The 12,569-nt window shown below is 53.8% G+C and carries 10 protein-coding genes; 4 read left to right on the top strand and 6 right to left on the bottom strand.

The annotated features are described in order from the left end of the window. The 5 genes from KGP21_RS07870 to KGP21_RS07850 all read right to left on the bottom strand — a co-directional run bounded on the left by KGP21_RS07870 (position 1) and on the right by KGP21_RS07850 (position 6,048). Positions 1-1,227 carry an MFS transporter gene (locus tag KGP21_RS07870; RefSeq protein WP_059200055.1) on the bottom strand — a complete coding sequence of 409 codons (1,227 nt, stop codon included), beginning with the start codon at positions 1,225-1,227 and terminating at the stop codon, positions 1-3. Between the two features lie 43 nt (positions 1,228-1,270). Then, positions 1,271-2,173, bottom strand: coding sequence for a carbamate kinase (locus KGP21_RS07865; RefSeq protein ID WP_021805424.1), 903 nt, complete (start codon positions 2,171-2,173; stop codon positions 1,271-1,273). 70 nt (positions 2,174-2,243) lie between these two features. Further along, positions 2,244-3,062: a DUF2877 domain-containing protein gene (locus tag KGP21_RS07860; protein ID WP_218519766.1), complete on the bottom strand. Its 819-nt coding sequence runs from the start codon at positions 3,060-3,062 to the stop codon at positions 2,244-2,246. 43 nt (positions 3,063-3,105) lie between these two features. Next, positions 3,106-4,371 carry a DUF1116 domain-containing protein gene (locus tag KGP21_RS07855; RefSeq protein WP_021805426.1) on the bottom strand — a complete coding sequence of 422 codons (1,266 nt, stop codon included), beginning with the start codon at positions 4,369-4,371 and terminating at the stop codon, positions 3,106-3,108. Positions 4,372-4,380: 9 nt separating this feature from the next. Beyond that, positions 4,381-6,048 carry an acyl-CoA synthetase FdrA gene (locus KGP21_RS07850; RefSeq protein WP_021805427.1) on the bottom strand — a complete coding sequence of 556 codons (1,668 nt, stop codon included), beginning with the start codon at positions 6,046-6,048 and terminating at the stop codon, positions 4,381-4,383. A 364-nt stretch (positions 6,049-6,412) separates the two neighbouring features. Between KGP21_RS07850 and allD the strand changes: the two genes are divergently transcribed. The 4 genes from allD (at position 6,413) to allE (ending at position 10,934) form a co-directional block, all read left to right on the top strand. After that, positions 6,413-7,462 (top strand): ureidoglycolate dehydrogenase, encoded by a 1,050-nt coding sequence (allD, locus tag KGP21_RS07845; protein ID WP_059200051.1) that lies wholly within the window; start codon positions 6,413-6,415, stop codon positions 7,460-7,462. 120 nt (positions 7,463-7,582) lie between these two features. After that, positions 7,583-8,830 (top strand): allantoate deiminase, encoded by a 1,248-nt coding sequence (gene allC / locus KGP21_RS07840; RefSeq protein WP_021805429.1) that lies wholly within the window; start codon positions 7,583-7,585, stop codon positions 8,828-8,830. Next, positions 8,827-10,104, top strand: a complete 1,278-nt coding sequence (locus KGP21_RS07835) for an MFS transporter (RefSeq protein WP_209528405.1) — start codon at positions 8,827-8,829, stop codon at positions 10,102-10,104. Before allC ends, KGP21_RS07835 begins: the two co-directional genes overlap by 4 nt. Before the next feature lie 44 nt (positions 10,105-10,148). Then, positions 10,149-10,934 carry a (S)-ureidoglycine aminohydrolase gene (gene allE / locus KGP21_RS07830; protein ID WP_024486475.1) on the top strand — a complete coding sequence of 262 codons (786 nt, stop codon included), beginning with the start codon at positions 10,149-10,151 and terminating at the stop codon, positions 10,932-10,934. Positions 10,935-11,201: 267 nt separating this feature from the next. Here allE and KGP21_RS07825 read toward each other — a convergent pair whose 3' ends face one another. Further along, positions 11,202-12,548 (bottom strand): MFS transporter, encoded by a 1,347-nt coding sequence (locus tag KGP21_RS07825; RefSeq protein ID WP_021805432.1) that lies wholly within the window; start codon positions 12,546-12,548, stop codon positions 11,202-11,204. Positions 12,549-12,569: the final 21 nt, after the last annotated feature.

Genomic DNA, 12,569 nt, shown 5'->3' with positions numbered 1-12,569 from the left:
TCAAGCCTCCTGCGCCGGTTTCCCCTCTTTGACAAACAGCATGGCGATAAAACCCACCACCGTGATCATCGCGGCAAAGTAGAACCCCGCATTCAGCGTCCCCGTGCTGTCGGCAATAAAGCCGGTCACGTAAGGTGCAAAGATCGATGCCGCCATGCCAAAGAAGTTATACAGCCCGAAAGCGGTGCTGAGCGCGGCACGCGGTGCATTGTCTGCCACCAGTGCGATCAGTACCGGGTTGAGGCTGATTTTACCTATAAACCCATACAGCACCAATACGCCAATCAACGCCGCTTCACTGGTGGAATAGACGATGCCGAAGATCGCCAGCAGTGAGAAAGGCAGCATAAACAGCACCACCGGTTTTCTGCGGCCCAACTTGTCGGAGATATAGCTGCAAATCAGCGTCCCCAGTACCGAGATCCACGGTACGATGGAGGCGATGCTGGCGGCGTGCACAATATCCATGCCGCGTTCTTTTTGCAGGTAATACGGCAGCCAGGTAATGATCACGAAGAAGCCGTAGATCGAGCAAAAGATGGTGATATAGGCCATCAGCAGGTTACGGTTTTTAAACAGATCCAGGAAACTGAATTCGCTCTTTGTTGCTGTAGCGGCTGGGGTATCGCCCGCACTTTGCGGCGCTTTTTCCCGAATGAAAAACAGCATCAGCAGCGCCACAATCAATACCGGAACCGCCATCGCCAGGAACGGCATCTTCCACGAAGTATGAAAATGCTCGATCATAAAGCTGGAAAGGTAATACCCCAGCGCGATACCAAACGACATCCCACTGCCGATCACCGCACTGCCCAAGGTGATCCATTTCTTGGGGATGGCCTCGGAAGAAAGCGCATACTGCGGGCCATAATAGACGCCTTGCGAAGCGCCGGTCAGCATCCACAGCACGATGAAAATCAGAAAGTTGGATGAGATGCTGACGGCAGCGATAAACAGCGCAAACAGCATAAAGCCGCTAACCAGAATGCGTTTTCTGCCCAAGCGGTCGCCCAATAGTCCGGCAGGCACCTGTAAAAGGGTGTAGGTCAGAAAGAACAGGCTGCTGATTAAGCCCAGATGGCTTTTTGACAGCCCGAACTCGGTTTGGATCTGCGGCATGATGGGGCTAAGTACCGAACGCCCGGCATAGATAACCACCCAGCCGAGGAAGAAGATCACGACGGTTTTAATCCAATAGGGCACTCGCTCTGTTTTTATAGTTTGCATATTCATTTTCCCTTGGTTGATGGGCCGCTAGGCCCACCCAGTATTACGGCGTAATTAATGTCCCCGCGGTGCCTGCCAGTACCGACTCGATATCTTGCAGAGCACCGATATGTGCCACCTTGCCGCTACGCTGGACAAAGCGGCTGACCGCCATGATTTTTGGCCCCATCGAACCATCGGCTACCGCCATCGGGGCCAGCTCTTGGGTGGTGGCCGAGCGAATGGCTTTTTGCTGCGGCGTGCCCCAGTGCTGATACACCGCATCCGCATCGGTGAGGATCACCAGGTGATCGGCATCCAGGGCTTCGGCCAGTAATGCAGAGGCCAGATCCTTGTCGATCACCGCTTCGCTGCCGATCATTCCCTGTGCGCTGGCCACCATCGGAACGCCGCCACCGCCGTTGCAAATCACGATGTGGTTTTTCGCCAACAGCAGATTGATCGCTTCAATATCGACGATCTTTTTCGGTTCAGGGGAAGGCACCACCCGGCGCAGGTATTTCCCATCCAGCTTCATGCTCCAGCCATACTTTTGTTCCAGCTCGGCTTGCTGCTGTGGCTCATAAACCGGCCCGATAAATTTGCTGGGTTCCCGATACGCCGGATCTTCGCTGTCTACCAAGACGCGAGTCAGCAACGTGGATACCGGCTGAGCAGGATGGAACGCCCCAAGCTGCTGGGCCAACATATAGCCGATCATGCCCTGGCTTTCCGCCACCAGAATATCGAGCGGATAAGGAGGAACATCGCGATAGGCCAGGTTTTGCAGCGCCAGCAACCCTACCTGCGGGCCGTTACCGTGCACGATGGCGATGCGGTATTTCTTGGCCAGCTTGCCAATGGCATCGGCAATTAGCGCAATGCTCTGGTACTGATTCTCTGCAGATAACACCGCGCCACGCTTTAACAGGGCGTTGCCCCCCAAGGCAATAACTAACGTTTCCATTCGGATATCCATTTTTTAAGTAATAACAGCCCATACCGAACGACACTTGGTATGGTTTTGCGCTGATGAATTAATAAAGACGATTGATAACCATGACGCCCAGTAAAACGCCCAATAGCGTGTCCGCACCGGAAAAATGGCCGGTTGCCAACATGTCGTTGATGGCCGCGGGTAATTCTTGGGGCCTGAGTAAGGCATGTGCCAGAAGTTGTACCGGGGTGGAGAAGATCCCCTGCTCGGCAAACTGCAAATAGTGGACGCTGACCAGGGTGGTCAGCTGGTTTAAAGGTTGGCTGGCGGCAAAAAAGGACGGCAACCTTGCGACATCCACGCGGCTATCGAGATGAGCCGCCAGCAACATGCCCAGCACTGTGTCATCATTGCTTGGCGTCAAGCCAGGGCCTTTGCCAAGCACGAGGCTCCAGTCTACTTTCTGCCCCAACAACCAGGCGGTAAAGTGCTGCTGTAGCTCGCGAATTTCCAGGCAATGCGGTTGATCAACGAGGCTATCCAGGCGGCCAAACAGGCCGGTCTGGGCATCAACATCGGCGATCGCGGTAGCCAATGGCGGCAACGCAATTTCTCCGCTCACCTTCAGGCAGAGATCCAAACACCTCCCCTGGCGGTAGATGGCAATGTCCTCAAGCTCAATCCCCGTCGCTGAAAGCTGGCAATGCTGGGCTGCAGGCAGGCTGTCAAAGATTTCATCGAAGTCGTCGTCGCCAATTTCCCAGCCCATCGGGCTAAGCCCACGTCCTTCACGGTGCAGCGTCAGTAACCGATCGTTGGGCGAGAGAAAGTTGATGGCATTGTTGAAACGCCCCACACAGCGTAACGGACCGTAATCTTGCGTGGCATAGCGGCTGATGGCTAACGCGGTGATGTCCATAACTTGCTCCCTAGCCCGGAGTTACCTCCGGGCGAACCGGTTGTTACGCGCTGATGCCCAGCTTTTCTGCCAGCGCTTCGATGGCTTTTTCAAAGCAGCCTAATGGAGCACGCACGGTACCAGCACCAATCTGCCCAACCCCGGCTTCACGGTGGGCAATCCCGGTGTTGATCAACGGCGTGATACCGGTTTCCACCACCCGACGGGCATCCAGACCCAAGCAGGCGCCTTGGAAGTCCCAGGTTGGGATTTGCAGCATCATGTTGCGTTCCAGGTAAATCTCGGCCATCTCTTCGGAGATATCTGTCGCGGCACTCATACCCCCTGCGGCACCGACAAAGCGGGTCACGCCTGGTGCAGCGACCATGGCCGCGCCGCCAATGCCGAAGGTCTCGGTAATGGCGCTATCGCCAATATCCGGGTTGGCGTCGGCCTGGCTATAGCCGGAGAAGAACAGGCCTTCCGGCGTATTGACCGGCGCGGTAAACCATTGGTCACCCATGCCGCTGATCTTGACGCCAAAGTTTTTGCCGTTACGGGTCATTACCGTCACGATGGTGCCTTGTTTAATCTCGGCCCCGGCATCCATGGCCGCCTTGCAATAGGCCATCGCCAGGTTGAGGAAGAACTGATCGGTGATGCTGAGGAATTGCATGACCTTGGCCAGTTCAACGTTGTCCCGCTCAAGCAGGCTGATTTTCGGGGCCAGCAGACGCATCAGCAGCGCCGACGCTGCGATATTACGCTGGTGGAACTCGTCCCCCATGGTGATGGCCTGAGCCATGACGGCGGTGAGGTCAATCCCCTCATCGAAGGTGGCCAGCACTTCTTTCAGTACCGGTGCCAGTGAGTCACGCATCCAGCGCAGGCGCGCCTGCACGTCTGGCCCATAGGCACCAAAGCGCATCACCTTACCGATCCCTTCGTTCAGGTTGCAGTAGGCATGGTTACCATGAACGGTGTTTTTCACCACCACTAGCGGCATATGCGCCGAGGTGATGCCACCCATCGGGCCAACGGCACTGACGTTATGGCAAGGGATAAACTCAATCTCGCCGTTCTCCAGCAGCGCCAGCGCCTGTTGCTCGCTGTCAGCCCACTGCTCAAACAGGCAGGCCCCAATACAGGCACCGCGTACCGGGCCGCTCATTTCCGCCCAGGTGACCGGCGGCCCGGCATGCAGCAGTTTTCTCCCCTGTGCCAACTGCGGGATCAGGTTTTTCGCTAAATCAACATCCTGCCAATGTGGGCGGGCTTCACGGATCCTGGCGATAACGGCAGCGTTTGCTTGTTCAATAGTTGCGTACATATCAATCCCTTACTTTAAATTTTTCAGTATGTTAGCCAATCGTTGATTACCACCGGCCACCGGAGCCCATTGGTAATGCACCACTGAAATTTCGTTGGTTTGCAGATCGTCGGCAAAGCTACGCAAGCCTGCATTGATCACGGAAACACCGGCCAGCATGGCGGGTGCGGGTTCGTTAGTACCCTGCGCTGGAGGGGCGATTAACTGGCAGGCCAGCGCTACCGCTTCAGGCAGCGAATTCATCACGGCAATGCCCGCCTCGTTGAGCGTGGCAATCTGTTTGGAACGCTGCTGGGGATCTTGTTCGGTGCCTGTCACCGTGGCGATAACTGCCAGCGGATGGGCCGTACCACGCTGTTCGCGTACGCGTTTGACTTCGGTAGCCAAAGAATCTGCGGGATCTTCCTGGGCGCCATAGCCAATCACCACATCCAGCAGCAACACGCCAATCTGCGGCTGCTGAGCAAGGCGAGCGATTTCCTGATTACGGGTAGACGGGTCGATCATCGGGTGCGGTTTACCCTGGGTGTAGAAATCGTCCCCCATATCGATAATGCGGTGCCCGTCGGCGTTGAGCATTGAGCCATGCTGATGCTTGCTGTCGGCCTCCACGCCCAACCGATCGGCCAGCAACATGGCGCATTCCGCCGCCAGCGTGCCACCGGCATACAGACCGGAGATTTTGCCACCGCATACCGCAGGTTGCTGTGCGGCCATTTGCTGCACGTTTGCCAACATCGCTGCCAGGCGGGCGGCTTCATCCAACGTCGCGGCAAAGGTGATGTTATCTTCCTGCTTCAGTGCGTTCTTGGCACCAAGGAACAACGCGACAACCGGCTTGCCAAGGGTCTTCATCTCATTGATAACCCGTTGGCGTACCGCTTCGGCCGGAGGCTTGGAGACAAACGCCAACACCTGGCTTTGCGGATCGGCCGCCAACATACGCAGTGCGCTGATAGCGCTGATGCCACCGATTTCGGCGGTTAAATCACGCCCACCCAAGCCAATGGCGTGAGAGACACCCTGCCCGGCCAGGGTAATTTGTGAGGTCAGCTCCTGGATACCCGTTCCCGAAGCGCCAATGATGCCGATCATGCCTTTAGGAGCGACGTTGGCAAAGGCCAGCGGTGCCCCGGCAATATTGGCCGTGCCACAGTCTGGCCCCATCACGATCAGGCCCTTGTCACGCGCCTTGGTTTTTAGCGCCACTTCCTGCTCAACGCTGACGTTGTCGGAAAACATCATCACGTTGCAGCCATCGTCCAGTGCCTGATCGGCCAGTTGCGCCGCATATTCCCCGGCAATGGAGATCAGCACCATATTGGCATCCGGCAGCTTCTGCCGCGCCATGCGCCAACTGCGTGCCTTGAGCAGGCGTTTACCCCCCTGCTGCCCCTGGGCGATGGCTTTCAACGCCAGGTCTAACGCTTCACCGATTTGTGCGGTGATGCTGTCATCGGCAGATTCCGCCTTGATCGCCACGCAAATATCATTGGGAGTCGCTTCACTAAATTGCGGATGCCAGAAGCCGGTCGCTTCAAGTAAGGATTTATTGGCCGGCGTCCCCATCATGACCGATATTTCTTCGACGTTGGGTGATTCACTGAGCTTACGGGAAATTAGCATCAGGCTGACGGAATCCTGAAAGCTCCCTTTTTTTATAAAAGCATGGATCATAGTGATATCCTTAAAACAGCATGTGAACTTCGCAATGGGCGTTCTCAGATATTTTTAGTCACCTAGTTATTTCAAACCCCATATTCTTATTGGCCAAGCTACAAATAAAACCCGTTGACGAAGGTGAGTCTCATCACACTTTGCCCATTGTTAGAAAAAATCATCAAGTCCGGCGGGGATTAATTGAATTCAATCGTCAGAAAGACGGCGCTTTGTTAAAAATAATCTAACAATGGTAATGCCATTCAACGAAAATTTAAGCCAATAAAATAATAGCCGTCTGGATCACATTATTACAGCCCCAGGTTTATACAGTAGGCGTTAGAGATAGTTTAAATAAACCGTAGTAATGAAAGGACTGTCTATGAAAGTCTCTAAGCAGCAACTGCATCAACTGATTCAAAATAAAATTCATTCTGCAGGCCTAAGCCAGGAACACGCCGGGATTGTCGCGGACGTTTTGGTCCATGCGGATGCGCGCGGGATCCATTCCCACGGCGCGGTGAGGGTAGAATATTATTCTGAACGCATCAGCAAAGGCGGCACCAATAACAACCCGCATTTCACCTTTGAAAAAACCGGCCCTTGCAGCGCAGTTTTTGATGGCGACAACGGTGCCGGGCACGTCGCGGCCAAACTGAGTATGGATCGCGCCATCGAAATGGCGAAAGAGAACGGCGTAGCGGTGGTAGGCGTTCGCCGCATCGGCCACAGTGGTGCGCTGTCTTACTTTGTGCAACAGGCCGCCCATGCGGGCATGATTGGCATCTCAGTGTGTCAGTCGGATCCGATGGTTGTCCCTTATGGCGGCGCAGAGGTCTATTACGGCACCAATCCCATCGCTTTCTCGGCACCGGCCGAAGGCGACGACATCATGACCTTCGATATGGCCACCACGGTTCAGGCCTGGGGAAAGGTGCTGGACGCCCGCTCACGCAACGTGCCAATCCCGGATACCTGGGCGGTAGATAGCGAAGGCAAAAACACCACCGATCCTTTCGCCGTCAGCGGGCTGTTGCCTATCGCCGGGCCAAAAGGTTACGGCCTGATGATGATGGTCGATATTCTATCCGGCGTGTTGCTTGGCCTGCCGTTCGGTAAACACGTCAGCTCGATGTATCACGATTTAAGCGCAGGCCGGGAATTGGGCCAGTTGCATATCGTGCTCAACCCAAGCTATTTCACCAACGAAGTGACCTTCCGCAAACATATCAGCCAGGTAATGAGAGAATTGAACGAAATCAAACCGGCACCTGGCGTGAAACAAGTGCTCTATCCTGGCCAGGGTAGCCATATGCGTGAAATAGAAAATGAAAAGAATGGCATCGATATTGTTGACGACATTTATCAATACCTGATTTCTGACGATATTTACCAGCGTTCCTACGACCATAAAGATCCGTTTGCCAGTTAATCGTCAGATTAATTAAATCAGGCGGAGAAAAGCTATTTTCACCGCCATTTTCCTTATCAACCCTCCCGACAAAGCTGAATTGGCGCATGTCTCAGGGACGTTACAAGCAGGCAGATAAATATGAAGAATTTCCAACAAGAAATTAGTGAAACTTCTGGCTGGTTATCCAAGATCGGGGCAGATCCCAGCGGTGGCATGACGCGCTTGCTGTATACCCCTGAGTGGGTGGAAGCCCAACGGGCGCTGAAGCAGGCTTTTGAAACCGCCGGTCTGACAACCTCTTTTGATGCCGTCGGCAATTTATCCGGCCGCCTGCAGGGCAGCAAATATCCCGATCAGGTGATCCTTTCTGGCTCGCATATCGATACGGTCGTCAACGGCGGCAACCTTGATGGTCAGTTTGGCATCGAAGCCGCCTATCTGGCGATCAAACATCTGAAAGAGACCTACGGCGCGCCGTTGCGCACGCTGGAAGTCATCTCGCTGGCCGAGGAGGAAGGCAGCCGTTTCCCTTACGTTTTCTGGGGCAGTAAAAACATTATCGGCTCCGCTCGCCCGGAAGAAGTCAAAAGCATCTGTGATGCCAAAGGCGTGAATTTCGTTGACGCCATGCATAGCGCAGGCTTTGACTTCCGCCCGCAAGACCAGCCGCTGCGCAAAGATATCGCCGCCTTCGTTGAACTGCATATCGAGCAGGGCAAAGTGTTGGAGACCGAAGGAAAAACCATTGGTGTGGTCACCAGTATCGTCGGCCAGCGCCGCTACGATATCAAACTCAAGGGCGAGGCCAACCACGCAGGCACCACGCCGATGGGCTACCGTAAGGACACCGTTTATGCCTTCAGCCGGATCTGCTGCGAATCCATCGCCAAGGCCAAAGCGGAAGGCGACCCGCTGGTGCTGACCTTTGGCAAGGTCGAGCCCAAGCCTAACACCGTCAACGTCGTGCCTGGTTTCACTCATTTCACCCTGGATTGCCGCCACACCGACAAAGCGACGCTGCTGCGTTTTACCCAAGAAATCGAAGCCGATATACAGCGTATCTGTGCCGAAATGGGCATTGAGGTCGAGATCGACCTGTGGATGGATGAAACGCCGATCCCAATGGACAAACAGCTGCTGGCCTGCGTCAGCCATCTGTGTGAAAGCCATAAGATGAACTACCGCATGATCCACAGCGGTGCAGGTCACGACTCACAGATTTTTGCCCCACACGTGCCGACGGTGATGATGTTTGTGCCAAGCATTGCCGGTATCAGCCATAACCCGGCGGAGAAAACCGAACTGTCCGATCTGGCCGAAGGGGTGAAAATTCTGGCGCATACCTTATATCAACTGGCCTATACCGAGCAGGGAGCCCGCCTATGAGCAACAGCAAAACCGCCTCCAACACCGGGTTTGATCCGCTGTACTGGAAAAAAATCGTGGTGGTCCTGTGCCTGGGCTGGGCGGTGATCTGGATTTACCGCACGGTGCTGACACCGATCTTCCCTGAGATCCAGGCGACCATCGGCTCGCATTCCAACGCCGAGATGGGCCTGATCGCCAGCTTCTACTTCTTTGCCTATACCGGGATGCAGATCCCGGCCGGGATCCTGGTGGATAAGTTCGGCAAAAAGGTCGTGCTGATCCCAGGCTTTTGCCTGTTCATCATCGCCACCTTGCTGATCGGCAACGCCACCAGCCTGACTATGATCTACGCCGGTAGCCTGCTGGCCGGGATGGGCTGTGGCTCTTACTACGGCTCGGCATACTCGCTGTCATCAGAAAACATTCCGCTGGAACGTCGTGGTTTGGCTACCGCTATTATCAACAGCGGTTCTGCGCTGGGGATGGCCATTGGCCTGATCGCTTCCAGCCTGCTGGTGAAAAGCATGGGGATGGACTGGCAAATCATGCTGTTTATCATCACCGGCCTGCTGGTGATAATGACGGTGGTGTTCTTCCTGGTGATCAAGGGGGGCTCCTACACCGCTTCTCTGGCCGCCAGCCCGGCGGCCTCTGCTGCCACGACTGTGGAAGAGACCGAGGAAGCCAGTGGGTTGTTCAGCCTGCGGATGATTTCCGCCTACGTGATGTATTTCGCCACCTGCTATGGCTACTACATGATCGTGACCTGGCTACCTTCCTTCCTGCAACAGGAACGTGGGTTCGAAGGCGTGGCCATCGGCTTCTCTGCCGCACTGGTGGCCTTTGCCTCCGTGCCCGGGGCGCTGTTCTTCAGCCGTATGTCTGACCGTTTCCGCGCCAAGAAAGTGCAGTTGATCATCTTCTTGCAAATCTGTGCCGCCGTGACGCTGGTCTGCACCGTGATCTCACCGGACTCCACTACCCTGCTGGTCAGCCTGATCCTTTACGGCCTGCTCGGCAAGCTGGCGGTGGATCCGATCATGATCTCCTTCGTGGCAGATAACGCTCCGAAGAAAGGCTATGGCACCAGCTTTGGCGTGTTTAACTTTTTCGGCATGTCCTCTTCGGTGATTGCTCCATTCCTCACCGGGGTGATCTCCGACAGCACCGGCTCCAAGGTGATGGGCTTCTATATCTCGGCCGCCATCCTGCTGATCGGCACCGTGATCTTCTTTACCGTCAACGTATTGATGAAACAGAAAAACAATCGCCAAACGGCGGCACAAGCATAATTTTTGTTGTAGGGCTGCGGCCCTGACTAATCAGGAGAATTAACGTGGGTTATATCAATAATCAGATTGGCTATCCAAAAGATATCCTGGCTTCGCGCTCCATTATCAAACGCGACAACTATGCCGTGATCCCACCCGATGGCCTGGTGCGTAACATCATTCCTGGCTTCGAGAATTGCGACGTCACCATTCTTGCCACCCCGAAACTGGGCGCCACTTTTGTCGATTATCTGGTGACGCTGCATGATGGCGGCCGTAACCAGCAAGGCTTTGGCGGTGAGAATATTGAAACCTTGGTCTACGTTATCGAAGGTAACATCACCGCGTCAGCCGACAGCACCGATTATCCACTCACCACCGGCGGCTATCTGTATTGCCCTGCCGGTGTGATGCTGCGCCTGGAGAACACCAACGGCGGCAAGCCAAGCCAGCTGTTCCTCTACAAACGTGTCTACAACCGTATCAAGGGCTATGAAGCCCATGTGGTAAGCAACAACGTCAACAAGCTGGAAAGAATTCACTATGAAGGGATGAGCGATGTGATCCTGCAAGATCTGCTGCCTAAGGATCTGGGGTTCGATATGAACATTCATATCCTCTCCTTCAAGCCAGGTGCCAGCCATGGCTACATCGAGACCCACGTGCAGGAACATGGCGCATATATTCTCAGCGGTGCTGGGGTGTATAACCTGGATAACGAGTGGATCCCGGTCAAGAAAGGGGATTACATCTTTATGGCTGCCTACGTTCCGCAAGCCGGTTATGCGGTGGGCCAGGAAGAGTTTAGCTATATCTACTCGAAAGACTGCAACCGCGACGTCGATTTCTAACCCCGCTTCAAGGCCACGTTGAGTTTCGCGTGGCCTATTTGATTGAATCAGAGTCTTATTGTTCATTCAGCAATCAATCTTCCCAACACCGGGTCACCTATTATTCTCCCCACTTTTAATATCACCACCATAAACATTACCCTCTTCACCATTAGGCAATAAAAAAACCATACCCATCTGCCAATGAAATAGATCACCACATAGGCAGAGAGAGCATGGTTTTTTATCAATCGGAGCGACTATCAGTAACCGATATTCTATCGGCTATTATTTATTAACCAGTTTTGCCGGAACGCTATAGGTCAGTATTGCCCCCAGTATCATCATACTGGATAGCACACACATCGCGACCAGATTACTTTCCGTAGTATTTTTAAAGTAACCAATAATATAAGGAGAAATAAAGCCCCCTATATTGGCAATCGAGTTAATTAACGCTATCCCAGCGGCAGCGCAGGTACCGGTAAAGATAGCATTTGGCAAACTCCAGAAAAGGGGCGAAGGCACCAGGCTGGAGGCGACGGCAATACATAATGCCACCATTACGATGACTTTATTATCTGGGAACAGGCCGATAAAGATCAACGAAACCGCAGCAATACAGAAAGGAACAATAATATGCCAACGCCTTTCTCGATGTTTGTCAGAGCTGCGCGCAGCCATTAGCATAGCGACAACGGCCAGCATATACGGCAGCATGGTCAGCAAACCGATATCCAACACCGAGCTTACCCCCGTATCACGGATCATGGTTGGCACCCAGAAGGCCAATCCCCCTTGCCCCATCACCGTGCAGAAACAGATCAACCACATTTTCGTGAAGGCGGAAGACTTCAGCATGGTCTTCATTGTCCACTCCTGTGCAGTACCATCAGCACCCACTTTTTTCGATGTTCCCTGCGCCATATCTTGAGTGATCATCTCTTTTTCTTGTGGACTGAGCCACTTAGCACTCTGATAGGTATTATCCAGGAAGAAGAAAATGACGACCGCAATCAGTAATGCACGCGGCCCACTGATAAAGAATAACCATTGCCAACCGGACAGCTCAAACATGCCATTCATGTTTTCAATAATCCAACCGCAAAGTGGCCCACCAATGATGTTACTTACCGGTATCCCGCAAACAAACAACGCCGTCATTTTTGCCCGCTGGCTTGAAGGGAACCACAGTGTCAGATAGAGGATCACCCCCGGATAAAAGCCGGCTTCGGCTAACCCCAGCAGGAATCGTGCCAGATAAAACTGTGTGGGATTGGTAATAAAAATACTCAGCATTGAGATCGTGCCCCATACCAACATCAACAGGGCAATGACCTTCCGCGCACCATACTTACTCAGTAAGATATTACTGGGTACACCGGCGATAATATAACCAATAAAAAATACGCCGGCACCGAGGCCATAAACCGCCTCCGCCATCGACACATTACCTTGCAGAATATCCGGCATCATTTGGAACTTTGAAAATGATATCCCCACGCGATCAAGATAACCGACGATATAGCTAATCAGTAATATCGGCATAATTCGCCAGGCTATTTTACGGTAGAGTTTAGCCTTGTCGGGACTGGCCAGAATAGCTTGATCAATCGCAGCATTATTGGTCGCCATATCGGATCTCCTTGGTTGGCA

The sequence above is a fragment of the Serratia sp. JSRIV004 genome (assembly GCF_019968705.1).
In the GTDB taxonomy this organism is placed as follows: Bacteria; Pseudomonadota; Gammaproteobacteria; order Enterobacterales; family Enterobacteriaceae; genus Chania; species Chania fonticola_B.
Note: the sequence above shows the minus strand (reverse complement) of the source record. Positions and strands in the feature narration are given on the sequence as shown.

Coding starts and splice junctions, on each gene's coding strand:
- KGP21_RS07870 (WP_059200055.1), bottom strand. CDS start 1,227: ATGCAAACTATAAAAACAGAGCGAGTGCCCTATTGGATTAAAACCGTC.
- KGP21_RS07865 (WP_021805424.1), bottom strand. CDS start 2,173: ATGGAAACGTTAGTTATTGCCTTGGGGGGCAACGCCCTGTTAAAGCGT.
- KGP21_RS07860 (WP_218519766.1), bottom strand. CDS start 3,062: ATGGACATCACCGCGTTAGCCATCAGCCGCTATGCCACGCAAGATTAC.
- KGP21_RS07855 (WP_021805426.1), bottom strand. CDS start 4,371: ATGTACGCAACTATTGAACAAGCAAACGCTGCCGTTATCGCCAGGATC.
- KGP21_RS07850 (WP_021805427.1), bottom strand. CDS start 6,048: ATGATCCATGCTTTTATAAAAAAAGGGAGCTTTCAGGATTCCGTCAGC.
- allD (WP_059200051.1), top strand. CDS start 6,413: ATGAAAGTCTCTAAGCAGCAACTGCATCAACTGATTCAAAATAAAATT.
- allC (WP_021805429.1), top strand. CDS start 7,583: ATGAAGAATTTCCAACAAGAAATTAGTGAAACTTCTGGCTGGTTATCC.
- KGP21_RS07835 (WP_209528405.1), top strand. CDS start 8,827: ATGAGCAACAGCAAAACCGCCTCCAACACCGGGTTTGATCCGCTGTAC.
- KGP21_RS07825 (WP_021805432.1), bottom strand. CDS start 12,548: ATGGCGACCAATAATGCTGCGATTGATCAAGCTATTCTGGCCAGTCCC.